Raw genomic sequence first — 11,913 nt, 5'->3', positions numbered from 1 at the left:
CAGTACTTTACTGTATATAAAACCAGTTTATACTGTATGAAAAAACAGTCATGGTTTTTCATACAGGAAAACAATTATGCTGGCACAACTGACCATCAGCAACTTTGCCATTGTTCGCGAGCTTGAGATCGATTTCCACAGCGGCATGACGGCGATCACCGGGGAAACCGGTGCAGGTAAATCCATTGCCATTGATGCCCTCGGCTTGTGCCTTGGCGGCCGCGCAGAGGGCGATATGGTGCGCATGGGCGCAAACCGTGCCGACCTGTGCGCCCGCTTCTCCCTGAAAGACACCCCTGCCGCCCAGCGCTGGCTGGAACAGAACCAGCTTGAAGATGGACGTGAGTGTTTACTTCGCCGCGTGATCAGCAGCGACGGTCGTTCACGTGGCTTTATCAACGGCACGGCGGTTCCGCTTTCCCAGCTTCGCGAACTCGGCCAGCTGCTTATCCAAATCCACGGCCAGCACGCGCACCAGCAACTCGTCAAACCAGAACAGCAAAAAGCGCTGCTGGATGGCTATGCGGGTGAGTATGCGCTTACTCAGCTTATGGCGGAGCATTATCGCCAGTGGCATCAGAGCTGCCGCGAGCTCGCTCAGCACCAGCAGCAAAGCCAGGAGCGCGCCGCACGTGCGGAGCTGCTGGCGTACCAGCTCAAAGAGCTGAACGAATTCAACCCGCAGCCGGGTGAGTTTGAGCAAATCGACGAAGAGTACAAGCGTCTGGCGAACAGCGGCCACCTGCTCTCAACCAGCCAGAATGCGCTCAACCTGCTGGCGGATAGCGAAGACGTGAACCTGCAAGGCCAGCTGTATAACGTCCGCCAGCTGATTACCGAACTGGTCGGCATGGACAGCAAGCTTTCTGGCGTCCTGGATATGCTGGAAGAAGCGGCGATTCAGATCTCCGAAGCCAGCGACGAACTGCGACACTACTGTGAACGTCTGGATCTCGACCCGAACCGTCTGTTTGAGCTGGAGCAGCGTATCTCCCGTCAGATCTCACTGGCGCGCAAGCACCACGTCACGCCGGAAGAGCTGCCGGGCTACTATCAGTCTCTGCTGGAAGAACAGCAGCAGCTTGACGATCAGGCTGACTCACAGGAAACCCTCTCTCTAGCGGTGAACCTGCACCATGAACAGGCGCTGGCGACAGCACAAAAGCTGCATGAAATCCGTCAGCATTACGCCAAGGAGCTAAGCCAGCACATCACCGACAGCATGCACACGCTGGCGATGCCGCACGGCGTCTTCACCATTGATGTCCGCTTTGAAGAGAACCACCTGACGGCGGAAGGTGCGGACCGCATCGAGTTCCGCGTCACCACCAACCCGGGGCAGCCGCTGCAGGCTATCTCCAAAGTGGCCTCCGGCGGTGAACTGTCGCGTATTGCGCTGGCGATTCAGGTGATTACCGCGCGTAAAATGGAAACCCCGGCGCTGATTTTCGATGAAGTGGATGTCGGTATCAGCGGCCCAACGGCGGCGGTGGTGGGTAAACTGCTGCGCCAGCTAGGCGAATCAACGCAGGTGATGTGTGTCACCCACCTGCCGCAGGTCGCGGGCTGTGGTCATCATCACTTTATCGTCAGCAAAGAAACCGACGGTGAAATGACCGAAACGCACATGAAGCCGCTGGATAAACGCGCGCGTCTGCAGGAGCTGGCACGCCTGCTCGGCGGCAGCGAAGTCACGCGTAACACGCTCGCGAACGCGAAAGAACTGCTGGCGGCATAAACTTTTTCGGGATCTCAGGGTCATACAGAACAACAAAAACGCCGCCAGACCGGTTTCAAAGTGGGGCAAGGTCTATTATCATCGGCATATTACATATGAGCCGCGTTCTGCTCGGGCCCGAAAAGGAATCAAATCACTATGCGTTGTAAAATGCTGACCGCTGCCGCAGCGGTTCTTCTGATGTTGACCGCAGGCTGTTCCACTCTGGAGAAAGTGGTTTACCGTCCTGACATCAACCAGGGGAACTACCTTACCCCTAACGATGTGTCCAAAATCCGTCTGGGGATGACACAACAGCAGGTCGCTTATACACTGGGAACCCCGATGATGTCCGATCCGTTCGGCACTAACACCTGGTTCTATGTATTCCGTCAGAAGCCGGGCCACGAAGATGCGACCCAGCAGACCCTGACGTTGACCTTTAGCAGCGCCGGTGTGTTAACCAACATCGACAACAAGCCTGCCCTGACCAAATAATCAGAAGTCAGAAATGCAAAAAGGTGCTCAATGAGCACCTTTTTTGTATCTGAATTCTTACGCAGAATCGTAGCCCCGGTAAGCGAAGCGCCACCGGGGGAGAAAGCGCTACTTACCCGCTTTCTCCGCACGCTGACGACGCAGCTCTTTCGGATCGGCAATCAGCGGACGATAAATCTCCACCCGATCGCCCTCTTTCAGCACATCACCCAGCTTCACCGGACGGCTGTAAATTCCAACCTTATTCTTCGCCAGGTCGATATCGTTGCGAAGCTCAAGGATGCCGGACGCGCGGATAGCCGCCTCGACGGTCGCGCCCTCTTCCAGCGTCACGCGCTGCAGGTACTGCTTCTCCGGCAGCGCGTACACCACTTCTACAGCTATCTTATGCGACACTGTAAACCTCTTTGGCGCGGGTAGTGAACGCCTGAACCATATTGGACGCCAGCTCTTTAAAGATGCGGCCAAACGCCAGCTCAATCAGCTTATTGGTAAATTCAAAGTCCAGCTGGAACTCGATGCGACAGGCGTCAGCGCTCAGCGGCGTAAACTTCCAGCCCCCCATCAGGGTTTTAAACGGACCATCCACCAGATGCATCAAAATACTCTGATTGCTGGTCAGCGTATTGCGGGTGGTGAACGTCTTGCTGATCCCCGCTTTGGAGACATCCACCGCCGCGGTCATCTGCGTCGGGCCGGACTCCAGAACGCGGCTCCCGGTGCACCCCGGAATAAATTCTGGATAAGACTGAACATCGTTCACTAACTGATACATTTGTTCCGCGCTGTAAGGCACAAGCGCAGTACGGCTAATCTGAGGCATAGCATTTCCCATGGTCACACAACGGACAAATAATAACATTTATCACCTGTTAAAAAAACGCTAAGCCTCATCTCGTGCTAAGATAGCGCGTTAGACCTCACAGGACGCAATGAGGTGACTTTTTGAAATCAGATTACCGACGGCTTTACGACACTTATGACGAAGAAAAAAGCACATAAACCAGGCTCGGCGACCATTGCGCTCAACAAGCGTGCTCGCCACGAGTATTTCATTGAAGAAGAATTCGAAGCTGGCCTTGCGTTGCAGGGCTGGGAAGTAAAATCGCTGCGCGCCGGGAAAGCCAACATCGGCGATAGCTACGTGATCCTGAAAGATGGCGAAGCCTTCCTGTTTGGCGCGAACTTTACGCCACTGACCGTCGCCTCTTCACACTACGTGTGTGACCCAACGCGCACCCGCAAGCTGCTGCTGAACAAGCGTGAGCTGGAATCCCTCTACGGACGCATCAACCGTGAAGGTTTCACCGTGGTCGCCCTGTCGCTGTACTGGAAAAACGCCTGGTGCAAAGTGAAAGTTGGCGTCGCGAAGGGTAAAAAACAGCACGACAAACGTACTGACTTGAAAGAGCGCGAGTGGCAGTTGGACAAAGCGCGCATCATGAAAAACGCAGGACGTTGATTCTGCACACTTATTGTACTATTCAATAAGTTAGCGTTCCGGGCTGGTATCCAGGAAGTGAAATCTGGTATACTTAGTTCAACACTATTGGGGCTGATTCTGGATTCGACGGGATTTGCGAAACCCAAGGTGCATGCCGAGGGGCGGTTTGCCTCGTTAAAAGCCGCAAAAAAATAGTCGCAAACGACGAAAACTACGCTTTAGCAGCTTAATAACCTGCTCTGAGCCCTCTCTCCCTAGCTTCCGCTCTTAAGACGGGGATCAAAGAGAGGTCAAACCCAAAAGAGATCGCGTGGAAGCCCTGCCTGGGGTTGAAGCGTTAAAACTAATCAGGCTAGTTCGTTAGTGGCGTGTCTGTCCGCAGCTGGCGTGCGAATGTAAAGACAAACTAAGCATGTAGTACCGAGGATGTAGAAATTTCGGACGCGGGTTCAACTCCCGCCAGCTCCACCAAAATTCTCCATCGGTGATTACCAGAGTCATCCGATGAAGTCCTAAGAGCCCGCACGGCGCAAGCCCTGCGGGCTTTTTTGTGCCTTGAATTTGTCCCGCGAAGTCCGTAAAATTTTCCGGCTACACTGCAGCATTACGCCATTAAACGTTGTTTCTCTCATGCTCAATGAGCCATTCTTTGCGTGAAATCCCCCCTCCGTAACCTGTCATCGCCCCCTCTTTTCCAATTATCCTGTGACAGGGGATCACAATCGCAATCCGGTTTGCACCATTAGCTGCAGCGACGGCGCGCACAGCATTTGGCTTATTAAGCCGTAGCGAAATGGCCTGGTAGTGTGAAGTCTGTCCATAGGGAACGGCACGCAGCTCGTGCCAGACAGATTGTTGAAAATCACTGCCCGGAGCATCTACAGAGAGATCGAACTTTCGACGGGTTCCGGCAAAATACTCGCTGATCTCTTTTACTGTCTGCCGGGTATGGCTGTTTTCTCCGGTAACAATTCTGGCGTTAAATAAACGCTGGATATCGCGAAATTCTGTTTCTAACATCCGGCGATCGGTAAACTCCAGCAGACAGACTCCCCGCTCTGTCGCGCAGACAAACATAGGCCCAAGCGTGGTGGTAAACCGGTGAATGACTATCACCTGGGTTGCCTGAGTCGGCGCTGCGCCAGTAAGCCGCTTGTAGGTGTAACCAAACCCGCTCAGGGATTCATAGCCATTGTCCAGCGCAACGTCAGTCGCCGCTCGTCCGCTTTTCAGCTCCTGCAGGGCAACGTTCACCCGCTGCATTCGCTGGAAAGCCTGGAAAGTGATGCCGTGATGTTGCAGAAACCAGCGTCTTACCCGCTCCGGGCTGATTCCATGCTGACGAAGCTCCGCGTCTGTTACGCGGGATTTTATATCGCGCCTGACAAGCGCAAGCGCCTGCTCAACGAATAATGGCGCGCTGTGCGCATTTTCCGCAGGTCTGCAGACCTTACAGGGACGAAAGCCGTCCGCCAGGGCAGATTTGGCATCTTTATAAAATTCGACATTTTCACGTTTAGGCTTTCGCGCCCGGCATACCGAAATGCAGAATACGTCAGTGGTTTTGACGCCAACAAAAAACACGCCAGTATATTCTGAAGCACGTTCAAGTAATGCCTGATACCAGATATCGCACAAATTCTTATCGGTTATTTTCATCACCAAAAAGTCCTTCAAACGTCTGACGAGATCGGATCGCATGCATGACATCAGTCAGCGTTGACTGCATGGCTGAATGAACAAAATTGCCCATTGAAATGCGGCTTGCCCCGGCCAATTTCAGCCTGCCGAATGATGGAAGATTAGGCATACACATGACATTCAGAGGCAGACCCGTTGCCTCTGCAATGAGGCTGATGCCTCTCTCTGACGTCAGGCAGGGAACAAAAAGGCCGTCAGCACCTGCAGCTTTATATCTTTGACCCCGTAATATCGTCTCCTGCAACGCATCTTCATGCCCGAGAAGGTACGTGTCAGTCCGGATGTTCAGAAACAGGCTGTAATTTTCGCTTCTCAGCGCATCGCATACTGTTCTTAGGTTACGGGAAAAATCAGAGACATCGTCGAGATGACGCCCCCCGTTTATGACTCTGCTGTCTTCGAGGTTAACGCCCGCGACGCCTGTCTGAGCAAGGCGCCTCAGATTGGCTATTATCTCTTCGGCTGAATCACCATATCCTGCTTCCATGTCAACGCTCAATGGCAGGTTGCTGACAGCCCTGATCCGGGTGACCATATAAAATAACTCATCAAACGGCACTCCCTGCCCGTCTTCATATCCTAGTGTGGACGCTATAGCTGCACTGGATGTTCCCAGTACCTGATAGCCTGCTTTTTGCGCTGCGACAGCACTGGCGGCATCCCAGACGTTGGCGATAAGAAGAGGCTCATGCTGATAATGGAGTTCTGCAAAGTTCATATTCATATCCTCTCGATAGATTGAAAATGAATCTAAGCATTGAGTAAGAACCTCACAACCGAAATTCAGACAACCATTTTTTTAGCAAAGGTCGTCTGAACGCGGAGGCGGAGCAGACCAAAACCTTTCAGGGTCAGGTTCCAGCTTTCAGCATGGCAAGGACCGCCCAATGTGCCGCATCGTCTGCGATATTTTCCGGCAGCGCATCCGCCCGCAGAGTGATATAAGCGTCAGCAGCCTTTCTGATGGCCATGCTGACGGAGTCACGATCGTGCGTTGCCAGCGTGGAAATAAGCAGACCATCAGGATCAATGCTGAGGAATTCAATGCGGCGAACCCCACGTTGCGGAAGATTTGCACGACGGAAAAGCATAGGTCCCAGCACTTGCTCCCGGAAGAATGACAGCATACCAATCGCTTCAAAGAGTTCGCCCCTTCCCAGCTTCACCACCGCATAATGAAGCCAGATCCAGGCTCTGGACTCAAACCACTCCGGCGTCATATTAGGCCAGTGAGCGCTAAATTTTGCCAGTTGACGGTCCAGAGCCCGGCTATCACGGGTAAACAGCACTGCTGGCTCTTCAACGCGTTGAGTGAGCATTTCCAGGGTGACAAATTTCAGATCGACGTGAAGGAGTTCGGGGCCATACAGGCAGATAAGCAGACGAGGCTCTCCGACATGTTCTCCGGTGAAAGCATGGAGCAGATGGCCCAGTGTTCCGGCGAGGACAATACGCTGTGCCAAGACTTCGTCATAGTAGAGAGGGTCTACCACAACGACAAAATCGAGGTCGGAGTATTTATCGAACCCGCCATGAACAAGCGAGCCGCCAGCGAGAAGGGAGTGAATCCGCGAGTCAGACTGAAACTTAAGCTTGAGTTGCTCTGCAAAATTTCTGTGTAAATCGGGTAACGTACTTAGCATACTTTTTCCTGTTCACAAAAAAGACAAAGCATTACAGAATATCGCGCTGTGTATAGGCAGGCCAGATATTTTTGCAGGAACAATAGTGTCCTAAGAGGGTTCTCCCGATGCGTTATATTGCCCTGTAAATTCGGAGAAATTTCTGGCCATCGTCGATTATTCCGATATATGACTGACATAGTCTTACCAGTAAAGGCAACAAAGCAGTCTTTATGAGATTATGACACACCCTCTGCGTTGCCCTTGTACTGCAAGAACAATATGCAAACGAGTAAACATTGTTATATGCTTTTGGCCTGTGCTGTCATAACTGGTTCATGAGGGTAAAATGGATATTTCACTTCTTACAGGACAACGGACTAACGCATGGTCAGCGACCATGATTAATCTGGAAGCTCGTAAACTCATCAATACTGCAAATATAGTAGCGGCTAACCATCTCAAGGACGGACTCACCAGAATTCAGTTTATGGAAGACATTAAGTCTTTTGTCACTGAGCAATTTTCTCTTGCGCGCAAAGCGAAATCCGACGAAGAAGGGATTTCCTATATAAAAAATCTTCGGGCAGAGAACGAAAATCTTCTGGAACAAGATCGTCTGCTCAGAACGAAAGCCGCCCAGCTTTATGCCAGGGTAGAGTTCATCAAGGAAAACAACAAAGTTGTTGGCTATGTTATCTCAGCTGTACAGGTTGTTTTTGCTGGGTTACAAGCCGCAGGTGGATTGATCCTTGCAAGCTCAATGACACCTGTCGGTGTATTGTTAGGTGCCACACTGGTTATTGATGCGGCTAATACCGTATCCAGAGAAGTTAATAATCAATTACTGAACAAACCTGGTTCGCAAGGATTTGTTGCTGACACAGCGATGTCGGTTGCTGAATTTATGGGATTTCGCGGTGAGACTGGCCTGGCTGCATATAAAACGGTAAGCCTTGCCGCAAATGCATACAGCGTATTCGGTTTACTTCGAAAACCTGGTTCCTGGCGTCTATTTTATTTCATGCGGTCAGATTTTTACAGAAAAATGGACTCAATGAGTCGGCCAAAATTGACTATGAAAATTATTGGATACGGCATAAACGCAAAAATTGTTTTTGACTTACTGTCTATTGATAATAATCCCTCGTAAAACGCCAGGCTTTATACGTTAATTTCAGGGGAGTCATCCAACAGAAGATGCCAAAGATAAATAGTACAGCAACACCTGATGAGATGATATTTTCGCGCGAAGCGAAGCACACCGCCAGGATGAACAGAACAGTGAGTACGATTGAAAGAATGAAAGTACCTTTAAAACGGTTTGAAAGTGCAGGAAGCAAAATATCCAAAGTAGTACTTTGTGTATCAACATAGCGTTTAAGCTTTTGTAGCTCTTCTTTGGTGAAACCCGATCTAAGCAACGTTTCTTCCGTTATCGCCATACTATTCTTCCTCCCTCTAATCAAAGCCAGTATACCGTGATCTTTGCAAAAAAAAACCGGCCAATTGACCAGTAGTTTATATTGTTACCCCCCATCCCTTTGACAAACATCAACACCCTCTCCCCCCTCCTGTGCAAAATTACCCACACCACCCAGCGCTACGGATTAGCCGCCTCAACCCGGAAGGAACCGCAACCATGTACAAACCCATAACCATCATAATCTTCATTCTCCTCACCCTCGCCGCCCTTGCTGAAATAGGCTTTTTATCCTTTGGATAATTCTCAGGCGAAATACTCCGCATCAGGGCACATTGATCTCATTACAGTTTTTTCCTAAAGCCATCCCGCTTCGCCTGTGCCATGCTGAATCACGCTCATAACCGATAACGTTAAATGAGGATATTATGAAAAAAACAATTATCGCATTATCTGCCGTTCTGCTGGCTTCCCCAGTATTTGCTGCGACCACACATGCAACTGACGATACCGTCGCTGCGGCGAACGCAAACGCCAACGAGGCGAAGCAAAAACTGCACGAAGAGCAGAACAAAGGTGAAGAGCTGAAGCTGAAACAGAAGCATGCTGCTGAAGGCAAAAGCGAGAGCCTGGGCAGCAAGGTCAGCGAAGATTCCCAGAAAGCCTGGCATAAAACCAAACAAGGCACTGAGAAAGGGTGGGATGCCACCAAAGAAGGCGCTGAGAAAGGCTGGAACAAAACCAAAGAAGGTGCCAGCGAGCTGGAAAAGAAAGTCACTGAGTAATCCCTTCGAAAGGCCGCGCACGCGGCCTTTTTTATTCCCCACTTCTCTGCGTTCTCAAGGCTACACTTGTCACCAGGTCCGGTTATCGCGCTCCGGTTGAAATAATGTCAACAAAGCCGAATAGATCCCGGAGGTAATGCGTTTACTCCCTGCCCCCCTAAAAGAGATCCTGAGATGCTGCGACGCCTGGTGATAGTGCTTGTTTTGGTTTGTCCGTGGGCGATGGCAGCCCCGAAGAGCTACATTATCGACACCGATAACACCGACATTCGGCTATCCTGGCATGCCTTCGGCGGCATCCTCTCATGGGCGACGTTCAGCGGCGTGACGGGCGCCGTCACGCTCAACCCGGAAAAGGACGTCGACGACCATATTCACGTTACCATTCCCGTAGCGACTCTCGTGGCCTCAAACAAGCTGCTCACCTGGCAGTTGAAAAGCGACATGTTTTTTGAATCTGAGCGCTACCCGACTATCGAGTTCATCAGCTCTCGCGTGGTCGCCCAGGGCGACGGGCGGTTCAGGGTGTTCGGCACGCTGATCGTGCGCAACATTGCCCGCCCGGTGATCTTGGAGGCCCTCGTGAAAGACCCGCACGCGCAGGCCCTCACGCTGGATGCCACGACGGCGATCTCGCGCTCGGCCTACGGGATGGATAAATTTGCGCTGGTGGTGGACGATCGGATTGCCATCGACATTGCGATTAAGACGAACGACGTGCCGTCATCCTGAGATGAGCCGCTGTAGCTGCTCCGCGTTTCCCCGCAGGTGAGACGGCGGGTTGCGGCCAATCAGGACAAACTGGTAGCCCGCCTCCTGCCACCACGCCAGGTTCATGCTGTGCCGCTGCTCCTGGCGAAGAGAGGCCGTCGTCTTCTCATCAACAGGAGAGATACAGAGCGCCATCGGGCCGTAGTCGGCGTTGATCCAGGCAATCTGCGCGATCGAGGTGGTTTCATAGCGCAGCATGCGCACCATTTTCAGCTCTGCCCCCTGCAGGACAAGCTGCGACATGTGCAGCTTCATGCCGATATCCTGCGCGGCCCGGTCCAGCCCGCGCTGCAGGACCGGTGTTGCGCTGTCCATATCCAGCAGCGTCTCAACGCTGTACAGGGACATATATTGCGCTTCCAGGTCGCGAATATGGGCGTTCTCATCCGAAGGCGCGGAAGCGGGCCGCATCAGGTAGCCCAGCCCGGAGCCGACCATCAAAAAACTGACGGACGCGGCAATCAGCGCCCGTCTACTGACGCCGATCGGCGTGGAGGACTGTGGATCGGGAATCGCTGCCAGACGCGCCTGCATCGTCTCCAGAGGGGCGTCATCCAGCAGGGAGGCAAACGCCCCGGCGAAATCCTGGCTGCTTTTCATCAGCTCGTCGGTTCGCCCGGAGAGGCGTTCGTCACTTTTCATCTGTTCTTCAAATTGCTGCGCGTCGGCGCGGCACATCTCGCCATCTATCCATGCCACGATAGCGTCGTCGTTATAGGGCGGTGCAAAACGGTGCGAGTTCAAGAGCGTTTCTCCTTTACCGGAGGCAGTGCGTCGACGGACCTGGCAAGCGTTGCCCGCGCCGTCGCCAGTCGGCTCATCACGGTACCGATTGGCACCGCCAGCGTGTCCGCCGCCTCCTGGTAGGTAAAGCCTTCGACATAAACCAAAAATACCGCGTTGCGCTGGGCTTCAGGCAGCGCGTTGACGCGCTGCATCACCCTCAGGTAATGCAGGCGCGTCTCATCCTGTTCGCGGGTGTCCGGCGCCAGAAGCTCGTCGCTGGCCACAAATCCCTGCCCCTGACGAACGTGTCGTGCCCGAAGCTCAGAGATCCAGATGGAGTGCAGTATCGCGAACAGCCACCTGTCGATGCGTGTGCCCGGCGTATACTGGCAGCTTCTTTCAAGCGCACGCACACAGGTGGACTGAACCAGCTCTTCGGCGATATCCCTGTTTCGCGACAGCACCAGCCCATAGCGCCAGAGACGCGGCAGGTGTGCGGCTAACTGTTGACGAACCTCACTGGTAGCGATGTGTTTACCCTCCACCAGAAAATCAGGATTCCGGATGGCCGTTGATGGCGGCCTGCAGGTCGCGGTACTCCTCGCAGGACTGGCCACAAATACCGGCAATCACCTTGAGCTGTTCTTTCGCGAGGTCAGGACGTCCTTTCACCATCCACGCTTCCCCGAGATACTCCCGGGCTTTGGCATAATCCGGTGCGATAGCCAGCGCGCGCTGGTAGTAACCAATGCCTTCGTCCGTACGGCCAAGTTTGCGCGTGGCAAACCCGCGATAGTTCCACGCTTCAGCCGTATTGCCATTTTTCAGCGAATCAAGCAGATTCAGCGCCGCCTGGTATTCCCCTTTCTTTGCGAGATGGTACGCATAGTTGGTTTTGTCCTGGTCGCTGAGGCTGCTGCTCTTGTCCGGCACGCATTTCTGGGTGGCGCTGTCATACACCTGTCCGGAAGGACAGTCGGGCGTTTTGCTCTCGGTACTATTATTGCCCATTGCCAGCGCCAGGGGGGACAGCAGGGAAAAAATCAGCACCGGGATCAAACGAAACGAGGTCGTGTTCATATAAAGCTCCAGGGTAAGAAGGAAGTGACGTCAGTAAACGCCCGACTGGCGATTTTTATTCATGCGCCTCGTAATTTTTTTGCTGTCGCAAAATCATGCTGACGTCGTAGCCCCAATGAAAATGAATCAGGTTATTTTATCCTTGT

15 protein-coding genes and 1 other RNA gene are annotated in these 11,913 nt (G+C 52.7%); 7 read left to right on the top strand and 9 right to left on the bottom strand.

Annotated features, from left to right (window positions below; genetic code table 11):
- Positions 1–76 precede the first annotated feature (76 nt).
- Both recN and bamE read left to right on the top strand, forming a co-directional pair.
- Entirely contained in the window at positions 77–1,738 is a 1,662-nt protein-coding gene (gene recN / locus AB8846_RS07960) for a DNA repair protein RecN (RefSeq protein ID WP_370732460.1), read from the top strand.
- Between the two features lie 138 nt (positions 1,739–1,876).
- On the top strand, positions 1,877–2,215 hold the full coding sequence (bamE, locus tag AB8846_RS07955) for an outer membrane protein assembly factor BamE (protein ID WP_370732459.1): 339 nt from the start codon (positions 1,877–1,879) through the stop codon (positions 2,213–2,215).
- Between the two features lie 108 nt (positions 2,216–2,323).
- Here the strand turns inward: bamE and AB8846_RS07950 are convergent, their stop codons facing one another.
- The gene (locus AB8846_RS07950) at positions 2,324–2,611 is read right to left on the bottom strand and encodes an RnfH family protein (RefSeq protein ID WP_370732458.1); all 288 of its coding nucleotides are present in this window, start codon (positions 2,609–2,611) and stop codon (positions 2,324–2,326) included.
- The gene (locus tag AB8846_RS07945; protein WP_024908332.1) at positions 2,601–3,038 is read right to left on the bottom strand and encodes a type II toxin-antitoxin system RatA family toxin; all 438 of its coding nucleotides are present in this window, start codon (positions 3,036–3,038) and stop codon (positions 2,601–2,603) included. The genes AB8846_RS07950 and AB8846_RS07945 overlap by 11 nt, the downstream gene beginning before the upstream one ends.
- 156 nt (positions 3,039–3,194) lie before the next feature.
- Between AB8846_RS07945 and smpB the strand changes: the two genes are divergently transcribed.
- Positions 3,195–3,677 (top strand): SsrA-binding protein SmpB, encoded by a 483-nt coding sequence (smpB, locus tag AB8846_RS07940; protein ID WP_008502505.1) that lies wholly within the window; start codon positions 3,195–3,197, stop codon positions 3,675–3,677.
- An 89-nt stretch (positions 3,678–3,766) separates the two neighbouring features.
- Positions 3,767–4,130, top strand: a transfer-messenger RNA (tmRNA) gene (ssrA, locus tag AB8846_RS07935).
- A 141-nt stretch (positions 4,131–4,271) separates the two neighbouring features.
- Here ssrA and AB8846_RS07930 read toward each other — a convergent pair.
- The 3 genes from AB8846_RS07930 to AB8846_RS07920 all read right to left on the bottom strand — a co-directional run bounded on the left by AB8846_RS07930 (position 4,272) and on the right by AB8846_RS07920 (position 7,003).
- Positions 4,272–5,318: a bifunctional transcriptional activator/DNA repair enzyme AdaA gene (locus AB8846_RS07930; RefSeq protein WP_370732495.1), complete on the bottom strand. Its 1,047-nt coding sequence runs from the start codon at positions 5,316–5,318 to the stop codon at positions 4,272–4,274.
- The gene (locus AB8846_RS07925; RefSeq protein ID WP_370732457.1) at positions 5,302–6,078 is read right to left on the bottom strand and encodes an isocitrate lyase/phosphoenolpyruvate mutase family protein; all 777 of its coding nucleotides are present in this window, start codon (positions 6,076–6,078) and stop codon (positions 5,302–5,304) included. The genes AB8846_RS07930 and AB8846_RS07925 overlap by 17 nt, the downstream gene beginning before the upstream one ends.
- 133 nt (positions 6,079–6,211) lie before the next feature.
- Positions 6,212–7,003: a nucleotidyltransferase domain-containing protein gene (locus AB8846_RS07920; protein WP_370732456.1), complete on the bottom strand. Its 792-nt coding sequence runs from the start codon at positions 7,001–7,003 to the stop codon at positions 6,212–6,214.
- A 328-nt stretch (positions 7,004–7,331) separates the two neighbouring features.
- On the opposite strand from AB8846_RS07920, the gene AB8846_RS07915 reads away from it, so the two are divergent.
- Positions 7,332–8,135: a DUF4225 domain-containing protein gene (locus tag AB8846_RS07915; protein WP_059312486.1), complete on the top strand. Its 804-nt coding sequence runs from the start codon at positions 7,332–7,334 to the stop codon at positions 8,133–8,135.
- Here the strand turns inward: AB8846_RS07915 and AB8846_RS07910 are convergent.
- On the bottom strand, positions 8,113–8,427 hold the full coding sequence (locus tag AB8846_RS07910; protein WP_059312485.1) for a hypothetical protein: 315 nt from the start codon (positions 8,425–8,427) through the stop codon (positions 8,113–8,115). The two genes, AB8846_RS07915 and AB8846_RS07910, sit on opposite strands and share 23 nt — an antisense overlap.
- Positions 8,428–8,833: 406 nt before the next feature.
- Here AB8846_RS07910 and AB8846_RS07905 point away from each other — a divergent pair, with 406 nt between their 5' ends.
- Together AB8846_RS07905 and AB8846_RS07900 are read left to right on the top strand one after the other, a co-directional pair.
- On the top strand, positions 8,834–9,190 hold the full coding sequence (locus AB8846_RS07905) for a hypothetical protein (RefSeq protein WP_029740047.1): 357 nt from the start codon (positions 8,834–8,836) through the stop codon (positions 9,188–9,190).
- A 174-nt stretch (positions 9,191–9,364) separates the two neighbouring features.
- Positions 9,365–9,922, top strand: a complete 558-nt coding sequence (locus AB8846_RS07900) for a YceI family protein (protein ID WP_370732455.1) — start codon at positions 9,365–9,367, stop codon at positions 9,920–9,922.
- Here the strand turns inward: AB8846_RS07900 and AB8846_RS07895 are convergent.
- Genes AB8846_RS07895 through AB8846_RS07885 form a run of 3 tightly spaced genes read right to left on the bottom strand, consistent with a single transcriptional unit; the run spans position 9,914 to position 11,767 of the window.
- Positions 9,914–10,705 (bottom strand): anti-sigma factor, encoded by a 792-nt coding sequence (locus tag AB8846_RS07895; RefSeq protein WP_370732454.1) that lies wholly within the window; start codon positions 10,703–10,705, stop codon positions 9,914–9,916. The genes AB8846_RS07900 and AB8846_RS07895 overlap by 9 nt on opposite strands.
- On the bottom strand, positions 10,702–11,232 hold the full coding sequence (locus AB8846_RS07890; RefSeq protein ID WP_370732453.1) for a sigma-70 family RNA polymerase sigma factor: 531 nt from the start codon (positions 11,230–11,232) through the stop codon (positions 10,702–10,704). The genes AB8846_RS07895 and AB8846_RS07890 overlap by 4 nt, the downstream gene beginning before the upstream one ends.
- A gap of 7 nt (positions 11,233–11,239) precedes the next feature.
- Positions 11,240–11,767 carry a tetratricopeptide repeat protein gene (locus AB8846_RS07885; RefSeq protein ID WP_023294382.1) on the bottom strand — a complete coding sequence of 176 codons (528 nt, stop codon included), beginning with the start codon at positions 11,765–11,767 and terminating at the stop codon, positions 11,240–11,242.
- Positions 11,768–11,913 lie beyond the last annotated feature (146 nt).

Source organism: Enterobacter sp. KB-221C9 (genome assembly GCF_041320715.1).
Taxonomy (GTDB): domain Bacteria; phylum Pseudomonadota; class Gammaproteobacteria; order Enterobacterales; family Enterobacteriaceae; genus Enterobacter; species Enterobacter asburiae_D.
The sequence above is the reverse complement of the archived record's forward strand: the minus strand, read 5'-3'. Positions and strand labels throughout refer to the sequence as shown.

Bases quoted from the DNA above. Each gene is read 5' to 3' on its own strand.
- recN (WP_370732460.1), top strand. From the start codon at position 77: ATGCTGGCACAACTGACCATCAGCAACTTTGCCATTGTTCGCGAGCTT.
- bamE (WP_370732459.1), top strand. From the start codon at position 1,877: ATGCGTTGTAAAATGCTGACCGCTGCCGCAGCGGTTCTTCTGATGTTG.
- AB8846_RS07945 (WP_024908332.1), bottom strand. From the start codon at position 3,038: ATGCCTCAGATTAGCCGTACTGCGCTTGTGCCTTACAGCGCGGAACAA.
- smpB (WP_008502505.1), top strand. From the start codon at position 3,195: ATGACGAAGAAAAAAGCACATAAACCAGGCTCGGCGACCATTGCGCTC.
- AB8846_RS07930 (WP_370732495.1), bottom strand. From the start codon at position 5,318: ATGAAAATAACCGATAAGAATTTGTGCGATATCTGGTATCAGGCATTA.
- AB8846_RS07925 (WP_370732457.1), bottom strand. From the start codon at position 6,078: ATGAACTTTGCAGAACTCCATTATCAGCATGAGCCTCTTCTTATCGCC.
- AB8846_RS07920 (WP_370732456.1), bottom strand. From the start codon at position 7,003: ATGCTAAGTACGTTACCCGATTTACACAGAAATTTTGCAGAGCAACTC.
- AB8846_RS07915 (WP_059312486.1), top strand. From the start codon at position 7,332: ATGGATATTTCACTTCTTACAGGACAACGGACTAACGCATGGTCAGCG.
- AB8846_RS07910 (WP_059312485.1), bottom strand. From the start codon at position 8,427: ATGGCGATAACGGAAGAAACGTTGCTTAGATCGGGTTTCACCAAAGAA.
- AB8846_RS07905 (WP_029740047.1), top strand. From the start codon at position 8,834: ATGAAAAAAACAATTATCGCATTATCTGCCGTTCTGCTGGCTTCCCCA.
- AB8846_RS07900 (WP_370732455.1), top strand. From the start codon at position 9,365: ATGCTGCGACGCCTGGTGATAGTGCTTGTTTTGGTTTGTCCGTGGGCG.
- AB8846_RS07885 (WP_023294382.1), bottom strand. From the start codon at position 11,767: ATGAACACGACCTCGTTTCGTTTGATCCCGGTGCTGATTTTTTCCCTG.